The organism is Streptomyces longispororuber, assembly GCF_014656095.1.
Taxonomy (GTDB): Bacteria; Actinomycetota; Actinomycetes; order Streptomycetales; family Streptomycetaceae; genus Streptomyces; species Streptomyces longispororuber.
This window is the reverse complement of the sequence record NZ_BNBT01000021.1, coordinates 20,014-42,357: the sequence shown is the minus strand read 5'-3', so window position 1 is coordinate 42,357 and position 22,344 is coordinate 20,014. Positions and strand designations below refer to the sequence as shown.

Genomic DNA, 22,344 nt, shown 5'->3' with positions numbered 1-22,344 from the left:
CAGGGGCCAGGCCAAGCGCGAAACCCCGCTCAAGGCCCAGGGGCCAGGCCAAGCGCGAAACCTCGCTCAAGGCCCAGGGGCCAGGCCAAGCGCGAAACCCTGCTGAAGGCCCAGGGGCCAGGCAAAGCTAGACGACGGCCCCCCGCCCAGGGTCGTCGTCCTCCTCCTCGTCCCCCTTCATGCGCACGACCAGCGTCGTGAACCCGCCCAGGAACCCCCCGATGCCCAGTGCCGTCAGCCACCACGTCATCTGCCAGCCGAGGAGCACGGCGAGCAGCAGCAGCACGGGCCCGCCGATCACCGCGAGCCAGGCGAACTTGGCGGTGACGTCCGCCTCCGGCAGCGGCGGCGGCTCGGGTGGCACGAAGTGGCCGTCGTCGTCCTCGTCGAAGTCGTCCTCCGACGGCTCGGGCACGGTGTGGTCCCGCGGACCCGCGCCGCCCACGCCGGGGGCGAAGGAGACGGAGCTGCCGAGCGGCCGGACCGCGTCGCCGTCGCCCGCCTTGTCGCCGGGGTCCTTGGACAGGTCGGGGCGCGGGGCGTCGTCGGGCGCCCCGTTGGCCTCCGCCTCCAGGAGCGCCAGGTCCTCCACGGACTTGAAGGGCTTCGCGCCGGGCGGGTCCGCGGGCTCCTCGCCGTACCCGGCGACGATGGCGCGCCAGGCGGCGTCCTCGTCGAGGGGCACCCCGCGCTCCTCGCCCGGGGGCGCGGCCCGCTCCTCGGGCTCGCGGCTCTCGTCGCGGTCCTGCTGCTCAGCCACCGGTCGTCGTCCCTTCCTTGCCTGCGCTGGGGGCGAGCCGGCCGATGAATCCGTAGCTCTCCTCGAAGATCCGGTCCGCGTCGTGGTCCAACGTCGCGACGTGGTAGCTCTGTTCCAGCAGGATCTCCGTGACGTCCGTGGACGAGACGCGGCTGAGCACGCGCGCGGAGTCGGCGGGCGGCACCACGTGGTCGTGCGGGCTGTGCAGGAGCAGCAGCGGCTGGGTGACCTGGGGCAGCTCGGCGTCGACGAGACGGAAGAAGCGCCGCATGGAGTGGGCGGCGTGCAGCGGCACCCGGTCGTACCCGATCTCGACGGGGCCGTCCTTGGCGATGTCGCTGGTGATGCCCTTGGTGGTGGGCAGCAGGAAGCGGGCGACGGGCAGGGCGTGCGCCGCCAGGCCGTGCACCTTGTTCGCCGGGTTGACGAGGACCAGGCCGCGCACCGCGTCGCCGTGCTTGGCGGCGAGCCGCAGCGCCAGCGCGCCGCCCATGGAGAGCCCGAAGACGAACACCTCCGCGCAGCGCTCCCTGAGCAGGCGCAGCTCGCGGTCGACTTCCGCGTACCAGTCCTGCCAGCCGGTGACCTGCATGTCCTGCCAGCGCGTGCCGTGGCCGGGCAGCAGCGGAAGCGAGACGGTCAGGCCGCGCGCCGCCAGGTACTCCGCCCAGGGGCGCAGCGACTGCGGGGATCCGGTGAAGCCGTGACACAGGAGGACGCCGACCTCGCCGCCCTCGTGGCGGTACGGCTCGGCTCCGGGGAGGACCGGCACCTTCGGTCTCCTTCGTGAGGTGAGAAGCGTGGGACTCAGGGGATTCCGGGGAACTGAAGGAACTGCGGGAACAGCGGGAACTGCGGAAGCTACGGAAACAGCAGGAACAGCGGGAACAGCAGGAACAGCAGGAACAGCAGGAACAGCAGGAACAGCAGGAACAGCGGAAAGGGGGACTCGGGACGGAACCGCGCGCCGGTACCGCGCGTGCGGGGGTACCTCACCGTACGCGACCGCGCTGACACCGACCAGGTCCGCCGGGGCTGCTCGGACGTACGGCCGGGGTCCGGCGGCAGCGCCCGGGCCTGCGGCACGGCCACGCTCCGGAGGGAGCCGGGGCCGTGCTCGGGTTATGGTCTGATCCACAGACACAGGAGGCACTCGGTTTGATCTACGGCGCAATGAAGTTTTCCATCGGAGGGCCCCTGAAGCTCGCCTTCAGGCCCTGGGTGGAAGGCCTCGAGAACATTCCCGCCGAGGGCCCCGCCATCCTGGCCAGCAACCACCTGTCGTTCTCGGACTCCTTCTTCCTGCCCGCGGTCCTGGACCGCAAGGTCACGTTCATCGCGAAGGCCGAGTACTTCACCACGCCCGGCGTCAAGGGCCGCCTGACCGCCGCCTTCTTCAAGGGCGTGGGCCAGCTCCCGGTGGACCGCTCCGGCGCGCGCGGCGCGGGCGAGGCCGCGATCAAGAGCGGCATCGAGGTCCTGGAGCGCGGCGAGCTGTTCGGCATCTACCCCGAGGGCACCCGCTCGCCCGACGGGCGCCTCTACCGCGGCAAGCCCGGCGGCCTGGCCCGGGTGGCGCTCGCCACCGGCGCGCCCGTGATCCCGGTGGCGATGATCGACACGGAGAAGATCCAGCCGCCCGGCAAGGTGATGCCGAAGCTCATGCGGCCCGGCATCCGCATCGGCGAGCCCCTGGACTTCACCCGCTACCAGGGCATGGAGCACGACCGCTTCGTGCTGCGCGCGGTGACCGACGAGGTCATGTACGAGATCATGAAGCTCTCCGGCCAGGAGTACGTGGACATCTACGCGACCGCCGCCAAGCGACAGCTCCAGGAGGCGGCCAAGGCGGAGAAGGAAGCCGCGAAGGAAGCCGCGAAGGAGGCGGCCAAGGGGGCCGCGAAGGAAGCGGCCAAGGACCTCGCCCGCGCGCAGGGCGAACGGCCGCGGCGGGAACGGTCCGGCTCCTAGCCGCGTCGTGCGTAAGGGACGCGTGGGGCGTCCCGTGGGGTGGGGGGCATGGTCGAGCGCGAGAGAGTCATGAGGATGTCGGTCGAGCAGCCGCTGTGGCGCGCGCTGACCGCGTACCGCGTCCTGACGATGCTGTACGCCGTCGCCCTGTTCGTGGCCGCGCACGACGACTTCGCCCGGCCGTGGGTCGCCGTCGGCTACTTCTCGGTGCTCGCCGTCTGGACCCTCGCCACGCTGCCGAAGGTCGCGGGCGCCGCGAGCTGCACCAAGCGCTTCCTCGCCGTCGACCTCGCGGTCGCCCTGACCGGCATCCTGCTCACCCGGGCCGCCGACGCCGCCGAGCGGATCTCCGACGGCGGCCCGACGCTGCCCTCCATATGGACCGCCGGGGCCGTCCTCGCCTTCGCGATCAAGGGCGGCTGGCGCTGGGCCGCCTTCGCCTCGCTGCTCGTCGGCGTCGCGAACGTCGTGCAGCGCGGGGCCTTCAGCCGGGACACCGTGCACAACGTCCTGCTCGTGTGCATCGCCTCCATCGCCATCGGCTACGTCGTCGAAGTGGCCCGCGCCTCCGAGCGCACCCTCGCCCGCGCCCTGGAGATCGAGGCGGCGACCCGCGAGCGCGAGCGCCTCGCCCGCGACATCCACGACAGCGTCCTGCAGGTCCTCGCGATGGTGCAGCGCCGCGGCACCGCCCTCGGCGGCGAGGCGGCGGAGCTCGGCAAGCTGGCGGGTGAGCAGGAGGTCGCGCTGCGCTCCCTGGTCGCCGGGGGCCTGGCGCCCGCCTCGCGGGTCTCGGAGGACACCGCGCGGGGCGCCCTCGTCCGCGTCGTGGAGGAGCCCGACGACCTCGCGGACGAGGCCGCCGCGCCCCGCGACCTGCGGACGCTCCTCACGCCGTACGCCGGTGCCCAGGTCACCCTGTCCGAGCCCGGCGCCCCGGTGCCGCTCGCCCCGCGCGCGGCCCGGGAACTCGCGGCGGCCGTGGGCGCCGCCCTGGACAATGTCCGCAGGCACGCGGGGCCCGGGGCCCGCGCCTGGATCCTGGTCGAGGACGAGCCGGACGCCGTGGTCGTCACGGTCCGGGACGACGGGCCCGGCATCCCGGAGGGGCGGCTGGCGCAGGCCGAGGGGGAGGGGCGGCTCGGCGTCGCCCTGTCGATCCGCGGCCGGCTGCGGGACATCGGCGGCACGGCCGAGCTGATCTCGGTACCGGGCCAGGGAACGGAAGTGGAACTACGCGTCCCGAGGGACGCGCGGGGGAGGACGGCACAGCGATGAGCGCACAGCACGAGCAGACCACCGCGGAGCGGGTCACGGTGATGGTCGTCGACGACCACCCGATGTGGCGCGACGCCGTCGCCCGGGACCTCGCCGAGGCCGGCTTCGCGGTCGTGGCGACCGCGGGCGACGGCGAGCAGGCGGTGCGCCGGGCACGGGCCGCCACGCCCGACGTCCTCGTCCTGGACCTGAACCTGCCGCTGAAGCCCGGCGTCCAGGTGTGCAAGGAGCTCGTCGGCGCCGACCCGGCGCTGCGCGTCCTCGTGCTGTCCGCGAGCGGGGAGCACGCCGACGTCCTGGAGGCCGTCAAGTCCGGCGCCACCGGCTATCTGCTGAAGTCCGCCTCCACCGCCGAGCTGATCGACGCGGTGCGCCGCACGGCCGTCGGCGACGCCGTGTTCACCCCGGGCCTCGCGGGCCTGGTCCTCGGCGAGTACCGCCGCCTGGCCTCCGAGCCCGCGCCCGCGACGGCCGACGAGCCCGGCGCCCCGCGCCTGACCGACCGCGAGACGGAGGTGCTGCGCCTGGTCGCCAAGGGCCTGAGCTACAAGCAGATCGCCGAGCGCCTCGTCATCTCCCACCGCACGGTCCAGAACCACGTCCAGAACACCCTCGGCAAGCTCCAGCTCCACAACCGGGTGGAGCTCGTCCGGTACGCCATCGAGCGCGGCCTCGACACCGACGAGGGCGACCGCCCCTGAGGCTCCCCGGCCCCTGCCGCCGGAAGAGCCCCCGCCGCCGGGAGCGCCCCCGCCGTCGGGAGCGCCCCCGCCCCCCGTCCCGCGGGCGCCCCGGCGTTGTCCCCCTTCGGGTGAACCGCGCCGGCCGCCTCACCCGCAACTCCCGTACCACGTACGGGAATTCACCGTTCGCCCCATCCCGGAGTGACGCGCATCACCATTAGCGTGGCCCGCGTCAGCGCAACCGCGGCGAAGGGACATTTCCATGCGGGTCGGAGTTCTGACCGGAGGCGGCGACTGCCCCGGGCTCAATGCCGTCATCCGGGCCGTCGTCCGCAAGGGCGTACAGGAGTACGGCTACGACTTCACCGGCTTCCGCGACGGCTGGCGCGGGCCGCTCGAAGGCGACAGCGTCCGGCTCGACATCGCCGCCGTGCGCGGCATCCTGCCCCGGGGCGGCACCATCCTCGGCTCCTCGCGCACCAACCCCCTCAAGGCCGAGAACGGCATCCGCCGCATCAAGGAGAACCTCGCCAAGCACGAGGTCGAGGCGCTCATCGCCATCGGCGGCGAGGACACCCTCGGCGTCGCCGCGCGCCTGACCGACGAGTACGGCGTGCCCGTCGTCGGGGTGCCCAAGACCATCGACAACGACCTCTCGGCGACCGACTACACCTTCGGCTTCGACACCGCGGTCTCCATCGCCACCGAGGCCATCGACCGGCTGCACACCACCGCCGAGTCGCACATGCGCGTCCTCGTCGTGGAGGTCATGGGCCGGCACGCGGGCTGGATCGCGCTGCACTCCGGCCTCGCCGGGGGCGCCAACGTCATCCTCATCCCGGAGCAGCGCTTCGACCTCGACCAGGTCTGCGCCTGGGTGACCTCGCGGTTCAAGGCCTCGTACGCGCCGATCGTGGTGGTGGCGGAGGGTGCCATGCCCAAGGACGGCGACGTGGTCCTCAAGGACGGGTCCTTGGACTCCTTCGGGCACGTGCGCCTGTCGGGCGTGGGGGAGTGGCTGGCCAAGGAGATCGAGAAGCGCACGGGCAAGGAGGCCCGCACGACGGTCCTCGGCCACGTGCAGCGCGGGGGCACGCCCAGCGCGTTCGACCGGTGGCTGGCCACGCGGTTCGGCCTGCACGCCATCGACGCCGTCCGGGACGGCGACTTCGGCACGATGGTCGCGCTGCGCGGCACGGACATCGTCCGGGTACCCCTCGCGGACGCCACCGCCAAGCTGAAGACGGTGGACCCCGCCCTCTACCGCGAGGTGGGCGTCTTCTTCGGCTGACCGCCCGCCTCCCCGCTGCCCGCTGTGGAGGGGCGGGCGCGGGTACCCCCCGCCGCGCACCGGCGGTCCGTTGTACGTATATTCGCCCCTGTACGGGACCATGCGTACCCCGAACGGGAGTGACACCGTGGAGATCCTGGCCTTCGGCGTCCAGGCCGACGAGCGCCCGCTCATCGAGCGGGCCTTCGCCCCGCACCACGACATCCGCTGCGTGGACGTCTTCCTCACCGAGGACACCGCCCCCATCGCCGCCGGCCACGAGGCGATCTCCACCAGTGTCAACGCCAGTCTCGACGCCGGCGTGCTGCGGATCCTCGCCGCCGGCGGCACGCGGATGATCGCCCAGCGCTCGACGGGCTTCAACAACATCGACCTGGAGGTCGCCGAGCGCCTCGGCCTCACCGTCGCCCGCGTCTCGTCCTACTCGCCGTACTCCGTCGCGGAGTTCGCCTGGACCCTGGCCATGGCCGTGAACCGCCGCATCGTCCGGGCCGGCAACCGCACCCGCGACTTCGACTTCCGCCTCGACGGCCTGATGGGCCGGGACCTGCGCGGCCGCACCGTCGGCGTCCTCGGCACCGGCAAGATCGGTGAGGCCTTCACCCGGATCGGGCACGGCTTCGGGATGCGCCTGCTCGGCTGGGACGTCGCCGAGAACCCCGCCTGCGTCGAGCTCGGCATGGAGTACGTCGACAAGGAGCGCCTCCTCGCCGAGTCCGACCTGGTCAGCCTGCACGTGCCGCTGCTTCCCGCGACCCGGCACCTGATCGACGCCGCCGCGCTGCGCGCCATGAAGGACGACGCGATCCTGGTGAACTCCAGCCGCGGCGGCCTCGTCGACACCGAGGCCCTCGTCGCCGAGCTGCGCAAGGGCCGCTTCACCGGCGTCGGCCTCGACGTGTACGAGGCCGAGGCCGGGCTGTTCTTCCTCGACAAGTCGCTGCACGCCGTCGAGGACGACACCCTGGCCCGCCTCGTCACCTTCCCGAACGTGGTGGTCACCTCGCACCAGGCGTACTACACCGAGGACGCCGTCACCCAGATCGTCGACACCACCCTGCACAACGTCCTGGACTACCTGGCGGGCCGCCGCTCCGAGAACGTGCTGGTGCCCGCGGCCCCGGTGAGCTGACCGAGCAGCTCGCGCACCACTGCCGCCCCGCGCAGCGACAGCACCGACTCCGGGTGGAACTGCACCGCGGCGAAGCCCGGCCCGCGCAGGGCGTGCACCTCGCCCGTGGCCCGGTCGCGGCTGACGTCGACGCCGTGCGCGGCCAGCTCCCGCTCCGCCTCGTCGTCGCAGCGGGCCACGAAGCTGTTGTAGAAGCCGACGGTCTCCGGCCGCCCGAACAGGTCGATCACCGTCTGCGCGCCCTGGTACGGCACGCTCTTGCGGACGATCTCCAGGCCCAGCTCGGCCGCGATCAGCTCGTGGCCCAGGCACACGCCGAGCACCGGCAGCCGCCGCTCGCGGACGAGCCCGGCGGCGAGTCCGCGCAGCAGCCGCATCTTCGGGTCGGCCGCGTCCGACGGGTCGCCGGGGCCGGGGCCGAGCACCACCGGGCCCTCGTGGCGGGCCAGGGCGTCGGCCAGCCCCGCGTCGTCGTACCGGCGCACGGTCACGCCGAGCCCCGCCGAGCGCAGCACGTGCGCCAGCATCGCGGTGAACGTGTCCTCGCCGTCGACGACCAGGGCGTGCCCGGACAGCTCACGCGCCGCCTCCTGCATCCGCAGCCAGAACGGCGCCAGCCCCGCCCGCCGCGCGTCCAGCGCCGCCCGCACCCGCGGGTCCTCGGCCAGCGCGGGCCGGGTGTCCTCACCGCGCGGCCGCCCCGGCCGCACCCCCAGCGCGGCGAGCACGGCCGCCGCCTTCGCGTGGGTCTCCGCCACCTCGCCGGCCGGGTCCGAGCCGCGTACCAGCGTCGCGCCGACCGGCACCCGCAGACGGCCGTCCGCGTCGATGTCGGCGGTGCGGATCAGGATCGGCGAGTCCAGGGTCTGCCCGCCCGCGTCCCGGCCGAGGAGCGCCAGGGCCCCGGCGTAGTAGCCGCGCCCGGCACCGTCCCGCCCGAGGGGCTCGTGGCGGGCGATGACCCGGCAGGCGTTCTGCACCGGCGAGCCGGTGACCGTCGCCGCGAACATCGTCTCCCGCAGCACCTCCCGCGCGTCCAGCGAGGAGCGGCCGCGCAGTTCGTACTCGGTGTGCGCCAGGTGGGCCATCTCCTTCAGGCGCGGCCCGACCACCACGCCGCCCCTGTCGCCGACCGTGCACATCATCTTGAGCTCCTCGTCGACGACCATCGACAGCTCCTCGGTCTCCTTGGCGTCGGCCAGGAAGCGCAGCAGGCCGTCGACGGTGGGCCCCTCGGCGGGGTAGCGGTAGGTGCCGCTGATCGGGTTCATCACCACCGTGCCGCCGGACATTCGCACGTGGACCTCGGGGCTCGCGCCGACGAGGGTGCGCCCGCCGCCGGGCCCCTGCCGGTCGCCGGTGTGCACGACGTACGTCCAGTAGGCGCCCCGCTCCTGCGCGAGCAGCCGCCGGAACAGCGCCAGCGCGTCGGCCCGCCCGAACCCGGGGATCTCCCCCTCGTACGTCCGCCGGATCACGAAGTTCGCGCCCTCGCCGCGCCCGATCTCCTCGCGCAGCACCCGGCCGACGGTCTCGGCGTACGCGTCGTCGCCGACGTCGAAGCCCCGGCCCTCCACCCGCACCTCGTGCGCGGGCAGCTCCGCGAGGGCCTGCGCCAGGGGGAGTTCGTACGTCTCCTCGGGCGTGAGGACGGCGAGCGGCGTGCCGTCGTCCACGGCGTCGAAGCCGCGCTCGCGGATCTGCCGGAACGGCACGAGCGCCAGCCCGTCGGGGAGGTCGGCGAGCCGGTCGTACGCGGTGACGGGGCCGCGCAGGACCTCCACCGTGTCGTGGTCGCGGCCGGGCGTCCGGCGCCGCAGCAGGGCGAAGGGGCGGTCGTCGGTCAGCAGGTCGGTCAGGTGCACGGTCCTGGTCCTGTCCTTCTCGTCGGGAGCGGGAAAGCGGGGAAGCTCGGGAAGCCCGGGAGAGGGACGGCCGGTCCGGAGTGTTTGGAAGACCCGGAAAAGCCGGAAAACACGGAAGGCCGCCCCTCGGGCGGCCTTCGTGATGTCTGCGGGGTACGCGCAGTCAGTGGGCCGCCGAAGGAGCGGGCCACCACCAGGAACGGGTCGACTGCGTGAACATGCCCCGCACCCTAGCGCATCGTCAGCGCGCCATCAGCACGTCCAGCGCCTCGTCCAGATAGGGGCCGAACTCCTCCTCGCCGGGCAGCACGGACGGCGCCGCGTGCCCGAGCTGGGCGTGGCCCAGGTAGACCGTGTACGCGAGCAGGCCCCGGCGGCGGGCCTCCGGGGCGGGGAAGCCGAGCGTGGCGAACAGCCCGGCGACGTACTCCACCCGGCGCTCGGTCACGCGCCGCAGCGCCGCGGCCACCCGCGGGTGCGAGGCGGTCGCGAGCAGCGTGACCTCCAGGGGGTCGGCGGAGGCCGAGCTGACGGCCTCGGCGAACAGCAGCCGGATGCGCCGGCGGACGTCCGGCTCCCGCTCGACCTCGCTGATGATCCCCTCGGTGTTGACCTCCGCCCAGCGGTCCAGGGCCGCCTCGATGAGCGCGTCCCGGTTGGCGAAGTGCCAGTAGAAGCTGCCCTTGGTGGTGCCGAGGCGGACCGCGAGGGGCTCCACCGCGACGGCCGCGAGCCCGCCCTCGCCGATCGCCACGAGGGCGGCGTCCGCCCAGTCCTGTGCGGTGAGCCGGGCCTTCGCCGGGGTCCGCCCCCGCTGCCGTTGCGCCATGACCATACGGTACCGTACGGTGACCATGCGCCAGCGTATGGAGGTGCGCCGTGGGTGTCGTACGCAATGAGCACGAGCGGGTCGTCGCGGCCCCGGCCGAGGTGGTGGGGGCCCTGCTCGACCGCCTGTCCGCGCCGGACGACCCGGTCTTCCCCACCCCCGCCTGGCCCGCGATGACCTTCGACGGCCCGCTCGCCGTGGGCGCCGCCGGAGGCCACGGCCCGGTGCGCTACCGCGTGACGGCCTACGAGCCCGGGCGCCGCGTCCGCTTCGACTTCACCGACCCGGAGAACGGCTGGCACGAGATCCGGGTCGAGCCGCTGGGGGAGCGGCGCTGCCGGGTGCGGCACGTCCTGGAGATCGAGCCGAGGGGCCTGGAGCGGGTGCTGTGGCCGACGGTGATACGGCCCGTGCACGAGACGATGGTCGAGGAGGTCCTGGACAACTTCGAGCGCGCCGCCACCGGCGAGTGCGCCTGTCCCGTCGCCTGGACGCCCCGCGTACGGCTGCTCAACCGGCTCGGCTGGCCCCGCCCCGAGGCCGCGGACTGGCCCGCCGAGGCCCGGCTGATCCGCGACGCCGTCGACGGCCCCGGGTACCGCGACGCCTACCGCATGCCCCTGCTCCCCGGCCTGCCGCGCGACCCGGGGGCCTGGACCGGCGTGCTGCGCGACGCCTTCCCGGTCCTCGCCCGCGAGGGCGGCGAGCTCCTCCTCGACGTGGACGTGGCGGGCCTGACCGCACGGGCCTCGCTGCTGGTCGACGAGCGGCACGTGTGGCTGTGCACCGCCGTGCGCGCCGACACCGCCCGGGGGCGGCTCTACTGGGCTCTGGTGCGGTTCTTCCACCCGCCGATGGCCCGCCTGATGCTGCGGCGCACGCACCGGCGCCTGGCGCTCGCGGCGCCGCGCGCGCCCTGGCGGAGCCGTCTCACTTTGTGAGCGCGTGGCTGGACGCCCCGCGCGACCCCGTAGGGTTGACGCGTGACCGTGAACGCTGATTCCCACGCCGTCGCCGCCAAGGCGACCTGGCGAGACCTGCCCGCGGCGCAGCAGCCCGAGTACCCCGATGCCGAGGCTCTGCGCGATGTGATCGCGGACCTCGAGTCGTATCCCCCGCTGGTCTTCGCGGGCGAGTGTGACGCGCTGCGCGCCCGTATGGGAGCCGTCGCCCGGGGTGAGGCGTTCCTCCTCCAGGGCGGCGACTGCGCGGAGTCGTTCGACGCCGTGAGCGCCGAGCACATCCGGGCCAAGCTGAAGACCCTGCTCCAGATGGGCGCCGTGCTCACGTACGCCGCCTCGGTGCCCGTGGTCAAGGTGGGCCGCATCGCGGGGCAGTACTCGAAGCCGCGCTCCAAGCCGACCGAGACCCGTGACGGCGTGACGCTGCCGACCTACCGCGGCGACTCCGTCAACGGCTTCGACTTCACCGAGGAGGCCCGCGTCCCGGACCCCGAGCGCCTCAAGCGGATGTACAACGCCTCCGCGTCGACGCTCAACCTGGTGCGCGCCTTCACCACCGGTGGCTACGCCGACCTGCGTCAGGTGCACGCCTGGAACCAGGACTTCGTGAAGTCGTCCCCGTCCGGCCAGCGCTACGAGCAGCTCGCGCGGGAGATCGACAACGCGCTGCACTTCATGCGGGCCTGCGGCACGGACCCGGAGGAGTTCAAGACGGTCGAGTTCTTCTCCTCGCACGAGGCGCTGCTGCTCGACTACGAGTCGGCGCTGACCCGCGTCGACTCCCGCACCGGCCAGCTCTACGACGTGTCCGGCCACATGGTGTGGATCGGTGAGCGCACCCGCCAGCTCGACGGCGCGCACATCGAGTTCGCCTCCCGCATCCGCAACCCGATCGGCATCAAGCTCGGCCCGACCACGACCGCGGAGGAGGCGCTCCAGTACATCGAGCGCCTCGACCCGGACCGCGAGCCCGGCCGGCTGACCTTCATCGTCCGCATGGGCGCGGACAAGATCCGCGACAAGCTCCCGGAGCTGGTCGAGAAGGTCACCGCGTCCGGCGCGACGGTCGCCTGGGTGACCGACCCGATGCACGGCAACACCTTCGAGGCGGCCTCCGGCCACAAGACCCGCCGCTTCGACGACGTGCTCGACGAGGTCAAGGGCTTCTTCGAGGTGCACAAGGGCCTCGGCACCCACCCGGGCGGCATCCACGTGGAGCTCACCGGCGACGACGTCACGGAGTGCGTGGGCGGCGGCGACGAGATCTTCGTCGACGACCTGCACCAGCGCTACGAGACGGCCTGCGACCCGCGGCTCAACCGCAGCCAGTCGCTGGACCTGGCGTTCCTGGTCGCGGAGATGTACCGGGACCAGTAGGCACCGGCCGGCGGGCGCGCCGTAAGGCTGCGCCCGTACGGCTCCGTCCGACACGCGCGTGGGGCGCGGATCCTTGTGATCCGCGCCCCACCGGCGTACCCGGGCTTTTGTGGGTCCGGGCTCGCGGGTAAGGTTAGGTTAGCCTCACCGATCAATCGGTACGGCCTTTACCTATGGACCCCGCCATGGACCCTGATCGGGAGGTGACCCGCGTGTACGTCTGCAACTGCTTCGGCATTACCGAGGCGCAGGTCAAGCGGCACGCGGAGGACGGCGCCTGCACCCCCCGGCAGATAGCGTCCGCCTGCAAGGCGGGCACCGACTGCGGCTCGTGCGTCCGCCGCATCCAGGCGCTGCTCGGCCGGGGCGCGTGCCCGCGGCGGGAGCTGCTCGACCAGGGCGAGCCCGCGGCGGCCCTGGCCGCCGAGGCGGAGCTCCCGGAAGCGGCCTGACCGAAAGCCGCCCGGCCCGGTGGGGCCGGTCTAGCTGTCCGGCTGCTCGATGACCTGGGCGATGTACAGCGGCTCACCGAGCTTCTCGACCAGTTCGAGCTGGGTGTCGAGGTAGTCGATGTGGTGCTCCTCGTCCTTGAGGATGTCCTCGAAGATGTTCGCGGACGTGACGTCGCCCTTGGCCCGCATCACCTCGATGCCGCGCCGGAGGCGGTCGATCGCCTCCACCTCGATCTGCCGGTCCGCCTGGAACATCTCGGTGACGGTCTGGCCGATGCGGACGTGGAAGAGCCGCTGGTAGTTGGGCAGCCCGTCGAGGAACAGGATCCGGTCGGTCAGCACCTCCGCGTGCTTCATCTCGTCGAACGACTCGGCCCGGGTGTACTTCGCGAGCTTCGTCCAGCCGTTGTTCTCCTGCATCTTCGCGTGCAGGAAGTACTGGTTGATCGCGGTGAGCTCGGCGGTGAGCTGCTCGTTGAGGAATTCGATGACCTCGGGGTCGCCCTGCATCGCAGAGGCTCCTTCCAAGCGGGGGAACTGGCAGGTCCGGGCATCCTTGCACTGGCGTCCGAGGGGCGTCCAGTAAGTGCAGGCTTAGTAGGAGTTGCCCGAATCCGCGTATACCTGGTCACGTCCACCACTCCCGGTCTGTCAGGATGGAGGGTATGGGTCAGCCGGTGGGTCGCACATCTCGAGACGTCATGGAGCCGGACCTTCCGCCGGGGCAGCGACTCCAGCGCGGCTGGCCGGTCACGCACTACGGCCCGGTGCCCAAGTTCCGCCCCGAGCGCTGGGACTTCAGGGTCTTCGGCGCCACCGCGGACGGCGAGAAGCACTCCTGGACGCACGAGGAGTTCTCGGCGCTGCCGTACACGACGGTGGTGGCCGATCTGCACTGCGTCACGAAGTTCAGCATGCTCGGCGCCGAGTGGGGCGGGGTCCTCGCGCGGGACGTCCTCGCCCTGGCGCCGCCCGCGCCGAACGCCACGCACGTGATGGTCTGGGCCGAGTACGGCTTCAGCTCCAACCTGCGGATGGACGACTTCCTCTCCGAGCGCACGATCTTCGCCACGCACAAGGGCGGTGAGCTCCTCACCGCCGAGCACGGCTTCCCGCTGCGGCTCGTGGTGCCCCACCTGTACGCCTGGAAGGGCCCGAAGTGGGTCCGGGGCATCGAGTACATGACCGCCGACCGCCGCGGCTTCTGGGAGGAGCGCGGCTACCACAACATCGGCGACCCCTGGCGGGAGCAGCGCTACTCGTACCAGGAAGAGCCCGGGGACGGCCCCGAGCTCTGAGTCCTGGCGCACCGCGCGCGGCGGTCAGTGGTGGTACCGGTGCACCACCGCGTGGCCCTTGCCGCGGCCGATCATCCACTTGTTGACCGGCGTCGTGATCACGAAGGCGGCGGCGAGCGCGAGCGCGAGCACCCACCAGAACATCGCGTCCGACAGGTGTGCGTCCATACCGCCCGGCCACAGCGCGATCACGCCGTTGTCGATGAGCTCCATGACGGCGATGGACAGCGTGTCGGCGGCCAGCGCGACCCGGATCGCCGCCCGCAGGTCGACGCCGGCCTTGAGGACGCCGCGCAGCGTCAGCGAGTAGCCGAAGAGGAACGCGAGGGCGATCGCGAGCGCCATGGTCGGCACGTTGCCCCAGCCGAGCGCGGTGCCGATCACCATGCCGAGCACCTCGCCGATGGCGCACCCCGTGAGGCAGTGCAGCGTGGCCCGCGCGGCCACGGCCCAGCTCACCTTGCCGCTGCCGCCGCCGTGCGTGCCGTGGTGGGCGTGGGCGCCGTGCGTGTGCTGGGCGTGGTCGTGGTGGTGCCCGGCGTGCGCGTCGTGCTGCATGAGGTCCCCCGACGTCGAGAGCGGTTCCTGCCGATGACAGGAACCGTATACCCCTGGGGGGTATTCCTCAAGATCTGGAGTTGTCGAGCGAGCCGTCCGGGCGAGGCCACCCGCAGGGGTCGTGTCCGTGCTCCGCCCTAGTCCCGCAGCTCCTTGAGGCGGGCCACGTCGGCCGCGTGGCCCTCCTTGCCGCCGGGCGTCTCGATGACCAGCGGTACGCCGTCCGTGGCGGGGTGGCTCATCAGCTCGCGGAACGCCTCGGCGCCGATGTGGCCGGTGCCGATGTTCTCGTGCCGGTCCTTGTGGGCGCCGACGACGTCCTTGGAGTCGTTGGCGTGCACCAGCTTCAGCCGGCCCGCGCCCACGGTGTCGACCAGCAGGTCGAGCGTCTGCTTCACGCCACCGGGGCCGGCCAGGTCGTGCCCGGCGGCGAAGATGTGGCAGGTGTCCAGGCACACCCCGAGCTTCGGGTGGGCGTCCAGGGCCTCGAAGTACGGGCCGAAGTCCCAGGTGCGGGAGCACAGCGAGGCGCCCTGGCCCGCCGTGGACTCGAGCAGCAGGAACGGGTCGTCGTCGTGCGTCAGCTCGTCGAGCAGCGGCAGCAGGCGCTCGCGCACCTGGCGCAGCGCCACCTCGCGGGTGCGCCCGCCCGTCGCCGAACCGGTGTGCACGACGACCCCGAGCGCGCCGATCTCGCGGCCCCGGCGCAGCGAGTGCCGCAGCGACTCCACGGACTTCTCGACGGTCGCCTCGGTGTGTGAGCCGAAGTTGATGAGGTACGGCGCGTGCACGTACGCAGGGACGCCCTCATCGGCGCAGGCCGTACGGAAGGCCTCGTCCTGCTTGGGGTTCCCCGGGGGCGTCGCCCAGCCGCGCGGGTTCGCGACGAAGACCTGGACGGTCTCGGCGCCGAGGTCGCGGGCGTACGACAGGCCCACGGTGGCCAGGCCGCCGGCGACGGGGACGTGGCTGCCGACGGGGTTGCGGAGGGCGGTGCGGGGTGCGGGGGTGCGGGGAGGCTCGTTGCTGCTCACCTGCTCAAGGGTGACATGCCCGGGCCGGTGACCCGGAACCGGAGGCCCCGGCTCAGCGAGCAGGCGCTGGGGGTCGGGCCTCCAGGGCAGGTACCGGGGGGCCCGGCTCGGTGGTGGGAGCCGGAGGACCCGGCTCAGCGGGCAGGTACCGGGGACCGGGCCGCTGCGGCAGGTACCGGAGGCCGGGCCTCCGCGGCGGACGCCGGGGGCCCGGCTCAGCGGGGGCGCCGGGGCCCGCCCGGTCTCAGCGGATCGTGATGGAGATGGTGGAGCCCTTGGGTGCCTTGTCGCCCGGGTCCACGGACTGGTCCTTCACCGTGTCGCCGAAGATGCCGAGCAGCCCGCGGTCCTCGTGCACGTCGAACCCGGCGCTCTCCAGCTCGTCCTTCGCCTCGCCGACCTTCATCCCCTCGACGTCGGGGACCTCGATCATCTCCGGGCCCTTGGACAGCGTCAGCGTCACCGTGTCGCCCTTGGCGAGGACCTTGCCCTCCTCGACCGACTGCTCGACGACGGTGCCCTTGTCCTCCTCGGAGTGCACCCGCTCCGGCGCGATCCGCACCTTCAGCCCCAGCTCGTCCAGCTCCTCGCGCGCGTCGCCCTCGGACTCCCCGGTGAGGTCCGGCACCTCGACCGGGCTGCCCTTGCTCACGACGAGGGCGACGGCCGAGCCCGCGCGGCGGACCGTGCCGGCCTTCGGGTCGGAGCGCACCACGGAGCCCTTGGGGACGTCCTGGCTGAACGCCTTGGTCACCATCCCGGCGCCGAGCCCCACGTCCTCCAGCTTCTCCCTGGCCTCGGCCAACGGCGTGCCCTTCAGGTCCGGGACCTTTGCGGTCCGCGGGCCCAGCGACACGGTCAGCGTGACCTTGCCGTTGTGCCGGATGCGGTCGCCGACGCCGGGGTCGGTGGCCACGACCGTGCCGCGCTTGTCGGTGTCGCTGTACGCGCTCTTGACCTTGCGGACGCCGAGGCCGGCGTCGTCGAGCCGGTCCCGGGCCTCCTTCTCGGTCTTGGCGAGCACCGCGGGGACCGTCGTGAACTGGCCGGAGTTGATGTACCAGACGCCCGCGCCGACGCCGAGGAGGAGCAGCACGGCGGCCACCGCGGCGGTCATCCCGCGCCGGGCCGACAGCCGGTCCCGGAGGCGCTCCGTGAGGGTGGCGGGGCGGGCGGCCGGGGCCCCGGCCGGGGCCGGCGGGGTGCGCAGCACGCTGGTCCGGTTGAGCCCGTCCCGCGCGCCGTCCCCCGCCTGCCCGTGCGGTGCGTGCTGCCCGTGCTGCCCGTGCGGTCCGTCGTGGTCCGGGCCGCCGTCCCGCTGCGCCGTGGGCAGCGGCACCTGCACCGACCGCGCCGCGCGCGGGATGACGCTCGTACGGTCCTCGGAGTTGTCGTGGGCGTCGTGCTCCGACGCCCGGGCCAGCGGCGGCACCGCGTCCAACTGCTCGTCGGTGAGCGCCAGGCGCGCCTCGCGGAGCCGCGCGAGCAGGGCCACCGCGTCGTACGGGCGCAGGTCAGGGTTGCGGGCGGTGGCCGTGGCGACCACGTCGTCCAGCTCGTAGGCGAGGCCCGGCACGGCGGCGGACGGCGGCGGGACGTCCTCGTTCAGGTGCTGGAACAGGACCTGCGCGGGGGAGTCGCCGGAGTGCGGCTTGGCCCCGGTCAGCATCTCGTACAGCACGACCCCGGACGCGTACACGTCCACGCGGGTGTCCGCCGTGCCCTGCTCGATCTGCTCGGGGGCCAGGTACGACACCGTGCCGAGGACGGTGCCCGTCGTGTTGGTGACCGAGTCCACGGCCCGGACGAGCCCGAAGTCGGCGACCTTGACGCGGCCGTCGTCCCCTATGAGGACGTTCTCGGGCTTCATGTCGCGGTGCACGAACCCGGCGCGGTGGGCCGCGCCGAGCGCGGCGAGCACCGGCTCCAGGATGTCCAGGGCCGCCCGGGGCCGCAGCGCGCCGCGCTCGCGGAGCACGTCGCGCAGGGTGCAGCCCGCGATGTACTCCATCGCCAGGTACACGTACGGGCCGTCGGTGCCCTGGTCGAAGACGCCGACCACGTTCGGGTGGGCGAGCCGGGCCACCGACTTGGCCTCGCGGATGAACCGCTCCACGAACGAGGCGTCCGCCGCCAGCGTCGGATGCATCACCTTGAGCGCGAGCACGCGGTCGAGGCGGGTGTCCACGGCCCGGTAGACCGTGGCCATCCCGCCGACCGCGATCCGCCCGTCCACGCGGTACCGCCCGTCGAGCACCTGCCCGACGAGGGGGTCCTTAAGGGTCGTGTCCACGCAGGGAGTCTACGAGTCACCACGGACACCCCGGCCTCCCCGGGGCCCCGTGGCCCCGGACTGCAGCGGACCTGTGACCCGGCCCGGCCGACCGGGAGGGCCCTGCGCCCGTCGCTCCCGTCCAGGGGCCCGCTCAGAAGGCGGGCCGCTCCGGGTCCAGCGCGGCCAGGCCGTCCGCGGGCGAGGAGGCCTCGGCGAAGTGGCGCCGGGGGATCCGCCCGGCCCGCCGGGCCAGCCGTCCGGCGACGACCGCGCGGCTCATGGCCTCCGCCATGAGCACCGGCTCCCGCGCCCGCGTCACGGCGGACGCGAGCATCACCCCGGCGCACCCCAGCTCCATCGCGAGCGCCACGTCGGAGGCCGTCCCGGCGCCCGCGTCCAGGATCACCGGCACGCGCGCGTGCTCGACGATGAGCTGGAAGTTGTGCGGGTTGCGGATGCCGAGCCCGGAGCCGATGGGGGAGCCGAGCGGCATCACGGCCGCGCAGCCGACGTCCTCCAGCTTCCGGGCGAGCACGGGGTCGTCGTTGGTGTACGGCAGCACGGTGAAGCCGTCGTCGACGAGGGTCTCCGCGGCGTCGAGGAGTTCCACGGGGTCGGGCAGCAGCGTGCGCTCGTCGGCGATGACCTCAAGCTTCACCAGGTCCGTGGAGAGCGCCTCGCGCGCCAGGCGCGCGGTGAGCACGGCCTCGCCCGCGGTGAAGCAGCCCGCGGTGTTGGGCAGGACGCCGATGCCGAGCCGCTCCAGGACGGACAGGACGGAGCCGTGCGTGCCCGGGTCGACGCGGCGCATCGCCACGGTGGTCAGCTCCGTCCCGGAGGCCACCAGGGACCGCTCCAGGACGTCGAGGCTCGGCGCGCCGCCGGTGCCCATGATCAGCCGGGACGACAGCGTGAGGCCGCCGATGACGAGGGGGTCGTCCGCCATGGTCGTCAGCCTCCTTGGACGGCGGTGAGGACTTCGACGCGGTCGCCGTCGCGCAGCGCGGTGGCGGCCCACTGCGCGCGCGGGACGACGGTCTCGTTGAGCGCGGCGGCGACGCCGGACGGCGCGGCGGTCAGCTCGGCGACGACGGCGTCGAGCGTGGTGCCCGCGGCGACGTCGCGCGCCTCGCCGTTGACCGATATGGCGTGGACGGTGGAGGGCGTGGTCATACGGGAAGCTCCGAGAGGTGCTGGGTCGGCGGGGTGGGCGGCGTCGTGCCGGACGGCGGCGCGGCGGTCGCGGCGAACCGCAGCGGCGTGAACGGCCGGGCCTCGTCCGGCAGTTCGCCGGTGGTCAGGGCGTGCGCCATGACGTCGCCCGTGACCGGGGTGAGCAGCACGCCGTTGCGGTGGTGGCCGGTGGCCAGGTGGAGGCCGGGCAGCGCGGTGGGGCCGAGCAGCGGCGCGTTGTCGGGCGAGCCGGGCCGCAGCCCGGCGCGGGTCTCGACGAGCGGCAGCTCCGTGATGCCGGGCACCAGCTCGTGGGCGTCGCGCAGCAGCTCGTACACCCCGCCCGCGGTGACCGTGGTGTCCCAGCCCTGCTCCTCGCTGGTCGCGCCGACGACGAGCTCGCCGCTGAGGCGGGGCACCAGGTAGACGTGGCCGCCGCGGACGACGGCGCGCACGGTGCGGCTCAGGAACGGCGCGTACCGCGGCGGCACGGTGAGCCGCAGGACCTGGCCCTTCACCGGGCGCACGGGCGGCAGCAGGTCGTCGGGGACCCCGGCGAGGCGGCCGCTGAGGCTGCCCGCTGCGAGGACCGTCAGACCGGCGCCGAGCGCCGTGCCGTCGCCGAGGACGACACCGGCGGCCCGCTCCCGTGCGACGGTCAGCCGCTCGGCCCACGCGCGCGCGAAGGCCACCCCGGCCCGCTCGCACGCCACGAGGAGGGCCGCCGTGAGTCGGCGCGGGTCGACCTGGTGGTCGCCGTCGACGCGCAGCCCGCCGCGCACCCCGGGGGCGAGCATCGGCTCCAGACGGCGGCACTCGCGGCCGGTCAGCCACTCCGACTCCAGGCCCGACTGCCGCTGCAACAGGTGCAGTTCGCGCAGGTGGGCGCGGTCGTCGGCGTCGAGCGCGACGGCGAGCGTGCCGCACGCGCGGTAGCCGACGTCCGCGCCGGAGGCCTCCGCGAGCTCGGCGACGAAGTCCGGGTAGCGGCGCGCGGAGGCCAGGTTCAGGCCGAGCAGCGTCTGCTCGCCGTGGTACAGCTCGGTGACGGCGGCCAGCATGCCCGCGGCGACCTGCGCGGCACCGCCGCCCGGCTCGGGGTCGACGACGGTGACGGAGAGCCCGCGGCCGGCGGCCCGCCAGGCCGTGACCAGGCCGATGATCCCGCCGCCGACGACGACCACGTCGCACGTACGCCCGGCCGGACGCGCGGCCGGGCGCCCGGACGCACGCTCGGCCGACGACGGCGCGCGGGAGGCGGGCGCGGAGGGCACCTCACGGGCATCTGCCGCCACGGCCGCATCGGCCGCGGTGGAGGGAACGGCTGCATCGGATGACATGGGTGCGGCGGATGACATGGGTGCGGCGGAAGATGTGCACGCTGCGGATGACGCGGATGACGCGGATGACGCGGATGACGTGGATGAAACGGACGGAACGGATGGTTCCGTGACCGGTGGCTCCGTACGGGAACGCATGGGCGTCCAGCCCCTCCCTTCGCCGGCATGACCCGGATCAGGTTCGTACGGTCGGAGGCCGTTCCAGCCTCCCTCTCAGCCCGGTCGTCCGGGCTCCCGCGAGTGCTCTGCACAGGCCACCCTATCCCGTCGCCCCGCCGGGGCGTCGACCTCCGTCATGTCCGGGCACCACGGACCGCCCTACAGTTGATCGGGTGAGCGATGAGCGGAAGAGCGCGGGGACGGGACGGCGCGTCGTCATGGCGGGCGCCGGCATGGCCGGGGTGCAGACGGCGGTGGCGCTGCGCGAGCGGGGGTTCGACGGCACGATCACGCTGATCGGCGCGGAGCCCCACCAGCCGTACGACAGACCGCCGTTGTCCAAGGCGGTGCTGCTCGGCAAGGCGGAGGGCTCCGCCTTCGACATCGACTTCGACACCCTCGGCGTCGAGCTGCGCCTCGGCGTGGAGGTGACCGGCGTCCGGCCCGCCGACCACGAGCTGGACACGGAGGCGGGCCCGGTCGCCTACGACACCCTGGTCCTCGCCACGGGCGCCGAACCGCTGCGCCTGCCCGGCTCCGAGGGCGTCCCCGGCGTGCACCTGCTGCGCACCCTCGACGACGCGGAGCGGCTGCGGCCGGTCCTGGCCGAGCAGCACGACGTCGTGGTCGTCGGCGCGGGCTGGATCGGGGCGGAGTTCGCCACGGCGGCGCGGGACGCGGGCTGCGCGGTGACGGTCGTGGAGGCCGCCGAGCACCCGCTGGCGGGCGCGCTGCCCGCCGAGGTCGCCGCCCCGATGGCGGCCTGGTACGCCGAGGCGGGCGCCGAGCTGCGCACCCGCACGCGCGTGGCCCGCGTCGAGCCCGGCGAGGTCCTCCTCGACGACGGCACCAGGCTGCCCGCGGGCGCCGTCGTCGTCGGCATCGGGGCCCGGCCCGCGACGGGCTGGCTCGTGGGCTCCGGCATCGAGCTCGGTGCCCACGGCGAGGTCGTGGCCGACGCCCGGCTGCGCACGTCCGCCCCCGACGTCTACGCGGTCGGCGACTGCGCGTCCTTCCCCTCGGACCGGTACGGCGAGCGCCTCCTGGTGCACCACTGGGACAACGCCGTCCAGGGCCCGCGCACGGTGGCCGCCGACATCGCGGGCGAGACCCCGGCACCGTACGACCCGGTCCCGTACTTCTGGTCCGAGCAGTTCGGCCGCTTCGTCCAGTACGCGGGCCACCACGGGGGCGCCGACGAACTGGTGTGGCGCGGCGACCCGTCGACCCCGTCCTGGACCGTCTGCTGGCTCCGCGAGGGCGTCCTCGTCGCCCTCCTGGCGGTGGGCCGCCCCCGCGACCTGGCCCAGTCCCGCAAACTGATCACCACGGCCACCCCCATGGACCCCACCCTCCTGGCGGACCCCGCCGTCCCCCTGAAGAAGGCGGTCCGCCCGTAGGGCACCGGCCCACGGCGCACGGACGGCCGGGAATCCGCGCTCACCCACGTCACACAGCACACGCCCCCAGGGGCGAAGCCACGGCCCCCCGCTACCGGCCCCCGGCCAGAGGTGGCACGCTTGATCCGTGACCGAGATTGACGCAAAGACCGATGCTCTCGTCCCCGCCTGGCTGCACCTCCCCGACATCGCAGAGATGCTCGGTGTCGAGGTGACCCGTGTGCGGCAGTTGGTCAAGGACGGCCAGCTCATCGCCGTACGCCGCGGTGAGAACAGGACGCTTCAGGTTCCGGCGGCCTTCATCGACGGCGACAAAGTCGTCAAGGGCCTGTCCGGCACGCTGACGCTCCTGCGGGACGACGGTTTCACCGACGAAGAGATGCTCGAGTGGCTCTTCACCCCCGACCCGACCCTGCCCGGCACGCCCGCGCAGGCCCTGAGCGAGAATCGCGGCACGGAGGTGAAGCGCCGCGCGCAGGCGCTCGCCGTCTGATCCGACCACCATCC

The 22,344-nt window shown here is 73.6% G+C and carries 24 protein-coding genes and 1 riboswitch; of the genes, 11 read left to right on the top strand and 13 right to left on the bottom strand.

Translation table 11 applies throughout. From position 1 onward, the window contains the following. Positions 1–127 precede the first annotated feature (127 nt). From IE330_RS10130 to IE330_RS10120, 3 genes are all read right to left on the bottom strand, one after another. On the bottom strand, positions 128–760 hold the full coding sequence (locus IE330_RS10130; RefSeq protein ID WP_373314607.1) for a hypothetical protein: 633 nt from the start codon (positions 758–760) through the stop codon (positions 128–130). After that, positions 753–1,532: an alpha/beta hydrolase gene (locus tag IE330_RS10125; RefSeq protein ID WP_190135574.1), complete on the bottom strand. Its 780-nt coding sequence runs from the start codon at positions 1,530–1,532 to the stop codon at positions 753–755. Before IE330_RS10125 ends, IE330_RS10130 begins: the two co-directional genes overlap by 8 nt. Positions 1,533–1,621: 89 nt before the next feature. Next, complete coding sequence (locus tag IE330_RS10120) at positions 1,622–1,852, bottom strand: hypothetical protein (RefSeq protein ID WP_190135573.1); 231 nt, start codon at positions 1,850–1,852, stop codon at positions 1,622–1,624. 81 nt (positions 1,853–1,933) lie between these two features. On the opposite strand from IE330_RS10120, the gene IE330_RS10115 reads away from it, so the two are divergent. The 5 genes from IE330_RS10115 to IE330_RS10095 all read left to right on the top strand — a co-directional run bounded on the left by IE330_RS10115 (position 1,934) and on the right by IE330_RS10095 (position 7,115). Next, complete coding sequence (locus IE330_RS10115; RefSeq protein ID WP_190135572.1) at positions 1,934–2,731, top strand: lysophospholipid acyltransferase family protein; 798 nt, start codon at positions 1,934–1,936, stop codon at positions 2,729–2,731. Positions 2,732–2,779: 48 nt separating this feature from the next. Then, positions 2,780–4,009, top strand: coding sequence for a MacS family sensor histidine kinase (macS, locus tag IE330_RS10110; RefSeq protein WP_190135571.1), 1,230 nt, complete (start codon positions 2,780–2,782; stop codon positions 4,007–4,009). Next, positions 4,006–4,710, top strand: coding sequence for a response regulator (locus IE330_RS10105; protein WP_190135570.1), 705 nt, complete (start codon positions 4,006–4,008; stop codon positions 4,708–4,710). Before macS ends, IE330_RS10105 begins: the two co-directional genes overlap by 4 nt. 244 nt (positions 4,711–4,954) lie before the next feature. Next, positions 4,955–5,983 (top strand): 6-phosphofructokinase, encoded by a 1,029-nt coding sequence (locus IE330_RS10100; protein ID WP_190135569.1) that lies wholly within the window; start codon positions 4,955–4,957, stop codon positions 5,981–5,983. Positions 5,984–6,110: 127 nt separating this feature from the next. Beyond that, the gene (locus tag IE330_RS10095) at positions 6,111–7,115 is read left to right on the top strand and encodes a 2-hydroxyacid dehydrogenase (protein WP_190135605.1); all 1,005 of its coding nucleotides are present in this window, start codon (positions 6,111–6,113) and stop codon (positions 7,113–7,115) included. On the opposite strand, the gene IE330_RS10090 is transcribed toward IE330_RS10095, so the two are convergent. The 3 genes from IE330_RS10090 to IE330_RS10085 all read right to left on the bottom strand — a co-directional run bounded on the left by IE330_RS10090 (position 7,058) and on the right by IE330_RS10085 (position 9,815). After that, entirely contained in the window at positions 7,058–8,980 is a 1,923-nt protein-coding gene (locus tag IE330_RS10090) for an anthranilate synthase family protein (RefSeq protein ID WP_190135568.1), read from the bottom strand. The two genes, IE330_RS10095 and IE330_RS10090, sit on opposite strands and share 58 nt — an antisense overlap. A gap of 163 nt (positions 8,981–9,143) precedes the next feature. Beyond that, the gene (locus IE330_RS40190) at positions 9,144–9,200 is read right to left on the bottom strand and encodes a trp operon leader peptide (protein WP_506005377.1); all 57 of its coding nucleotides are present in this window, start codon (positions 9,198–9,200) and stop codon (positions 9,144–9,146) included. Between the two features lie 21 nt (positions 9,201–9,221). Then, positions 9,222–9,815, bottom strand: a complete 594-nt coding sequence (locus tag IE330_RS10085; RefSeq protein ID WP_190135604.1) for a TetR/AcrR family transcriptional regulator — start codon at positions 9,813–9,815, stop codon at positions 9,222–9,224. 44 nt (positions 9,816–9,859) lie between these two features. On the opposite strand from IE330_RS10085, the gene IE330_RS10080 reads away from it, so the two are divergent. From IE330_RS10080 to IE330_RS10070, 3 genes are all read left to right on the top strand, one after another. Beyond that, complete coding sequence (locus IE330_RS10080) at positions 9,860–10,750, top strand: DUF2867 domain-containing protein (protein ID WP_190135567.1); 891 nt, start codon at positions 9,860–9,862, stop codon at positions 10,748–10,750. 42 nt (positions 10,751–10,792) lie between these two features. Then, complete coding sequence (locus IE330_RS10075; protein ID WP_373314606.1) at positions 10,793–12,148, top strand: class II 3-deoxy-7-phosphoheptulonate synthase; 1,356 nt, start codon at positions 10,793–10,795, stop codon at positions 12,146–12,148. 185 nt (positions 12,149–12,333) lie between these two features. Next, complete coding sequence (locus tag IE330_RS10070; protein ID WP_229925529.1) at positions 12,334–12,600, top strand: (2Fe-2S)-binding protein; 267 nt, start codon at positions 12,334–12,336, stop codon at positions 12,598–12,600. A gap of 30 nt (positions 12,601–12,630) precedes the next feature. Here IE330_RS10070 and bfr read toward each other — a convergent pair whose 3' ends face one another. After that, the gene (gene bfr, locus IE330_RS10065) at positions 12,631–13,110 is read right to left on the bottom strand and encodes a bacterioferritin (protein ID WP_190135566.1); all 480 of its coding nucleotides are present in this window, start codon (positions 13,108–13,110) and stop codon (positions 12,631–12,633) included. Positions 13,111–13,265: 155 nt separating this feature from the next. Between bfr and IE330_RS10060 the strand changes: the two genes are divergently transcribed. Further along, positions 13,266–13,898, top strand: a complete 633-nt coding sequence (locus IE330_RS10060) for a sulfite oxidase-like oxidoreductase (protein WP_190135565.1) — start codon at positions 13,266–13,268, stop codon at positions 13,896–13,898. Between the two features lie 24 nt (positions 13,899–13,922). On the opposite strand, the gene IE330_RS10055 is transcribed toward IE330_RS10060, so the two are convergent. The 6 genes from IE330_RS10055 to thiO all read right to left on the bottom strand — a co-directional run bounded on the left by IE330_RS10055 (position 13,923) and on the right by thiO (position 20,122). Next, positions 13,923–14,456 (bottom strand): DUF4396 domain-containing protein, encoded by a 534-nt coding sequence (locus IE330_RS10055; protein WP_190135564.1) that lies wholly within the window; start codon positions 14,454–14,456, stop codon positions 13,923–13,925. Between the two features lie 137 nt (positions 14,457–14,593). Next, on the bottom strand, positions 14,594–15,490 hold the full coding sequence (locus IE330_RS10050; RefSeq protein WP_190135563.1) for a deoxyribonuclease IV: 897 nt from the start codon (positions 15,488–15,490) through the stop codon (positions 14,594–14,596). Between the two features lie 244 nt (positions 15,491–15,734). After that, positions 15,735–17,783, bottom strand: coding sequence for a Stk1 family PASTA domain-containing Ser/Thr kinase (gene pknB / locus IE330_RS10045; RefSeq protein ID WP_190135562.1), 2,049 nt, complete (start codon positions 17,781–17,783; stop codon positions 15,735–15,737). 133 nt (positions 17,784–17,916) lie between these two features. Beyond that, positions 17,917–18,711, bottom strand: a complete 795-nt coding sequence (locus IE330_RS10040) for a thiazole synthase (RefSeq protein ID WP_190135561.1) — start codon at positions 18,709–18,711, stop codon at positions 17,917–17,919. 5 nt (positions 18,712–18,716) lie between these two features. Then, complete coding sequence (gene thiS, locus IE330_RS10035; RefSeq protein ID WP_190135560.1) at positions 18,717–18,938, bottom strand: sulfur carrier protein ThiS; 222 nt, start codon at positions 18,936–18,938, stop codon at positions 18,717–18,719. Beyond that, positions 18,935–20,122, bottom strand: coding sequence for a glycine oxidase ThiO (gene thiO / locus IE330_RS10030; protein ID WP_229925534.1), 1,188 nt, complete (start codon positions 20,120–20,122; stop codon positions 18,935–18,937). Before thiO ends, thiS begins: the two co-directional genes overlap by 4 nt. Positions 20,123–20,413: 291 nt before the next feature. Then, positions 20,414–20,526: riboswitch (TPP riboswitch) on the bottom strand. Positions 20,527–20,655: 129 nt separating this feature from the next. On the opposite strand from thiO, the gene IE330_RS10025 reads away from it, so the two are divergent. After that, complete coding sequence (locus IE330_RS10025) at positions 20,656–21,837, top strand: NAD(P)/FAD-dependent oxidoreductase (protein ID WP_190135601.1); 1,182 nt, start codon at positions 20,656–20,658, stop codon at positions 21,835–21,837. 127 nt (positions 21,838–21,964) lie between these two features. Next, positions 21,965–22,330 (top strand): Rv2175c family DNA-binding protein, encoded by a 366-nt coding sequence (locus tag IE330_RS10020; RefSeq protein WP_190135558.1) that lies wholly within the window; start codon positions 21,965–21,967, stop codon positions 22,328–22,330. The last annotated feature ends 14 nt before the right edge of the window (positions 22,331–22,344 follow it).